General features: G+C 57.8%; 2 protein-coding genes. Both read right to left on the reverse strand.

What is annotated here, in order from left to right:
* Positions 1-406, reverse strand: a 406-nt coding sequence (locus ALO43_RS13795) for a CaiB/BaiF CoA transferase family protein (RefSeq protein ID WP_174518499.1), incomplete at its 3' end; no start/stop codon positions are given.
* A gap of 9 nt (positions 407-415) precedes the next feature.
* Positions 416-625, reverse strand: a 210-nt coding sequence (locus ALO43_RS13800; RefSeq protein WP_268873813.1) for an acyl-CoA dehydrogenase family protein, incomplete at its 5' end; no start/stop codon positions are given.

Raw genomic sequence — 625 nt, forward strand, 5'->3', positions numbered from 1 at the left:
GACCGAAACCGGTAATGGAGCAATAGATCAGACGTGGATTAACAGCCTTGAGCGATTCGTAATCCAGACCATAAGACGCCAACCCGCCAACCTTGAAGTTCTCGATGACAATATCCGACTTCGCCGCCAGCTCCCGTACCAGCTTCTGCCCTTCCGGCCGCGTGAAGTCGATGGTGATTGACTGCTTGTTGCGATTGGCCGACAGGTAGTAAGCAGCCTCGGTGGTGTTCTGCCCGGCCGCGTCCTGAAGAAATGGCGGACCCCACGAACGAGTGTCATCGCCACATCTTGGTCGCTCGACCTTGATGACGTCAGCCCCCAGGTCAGCAAGGATCTGCCCGGCCCAAGGCCCGGCCAGGACCCTGGACAAGTCGAGCACCCGGATATGTGAAAGCGCCCCCATGATCAGCCCTCCTTAATAGAAGGCCTGAATGCCGGTCTGCGCACGCCCTAGAATCAACGCGTGCACATCGTGCGTACCTTCATAGGTATTCACTACTTCCAGATTGACCAGATGCCTGGCGATGCCGAACTCGTCCGAGATACCGTTACCGCCCAGCATGTCGCGAGCCATGCGCGCGATATCCAGCGACTTGCCGCAGGAATTGCGCTTCATGATCGAGGT

Origin of the sequence: Pseudomonas tremae (assembly GCF_001401155.1) — a bacterium.
Lineage (GTDB): Bacteria > Pseudomonadota > Gammaproteobacteria > Pseudomonadales > Pseudomonadaceae > Aquipseudomonas > Aquipseudomonas tremae.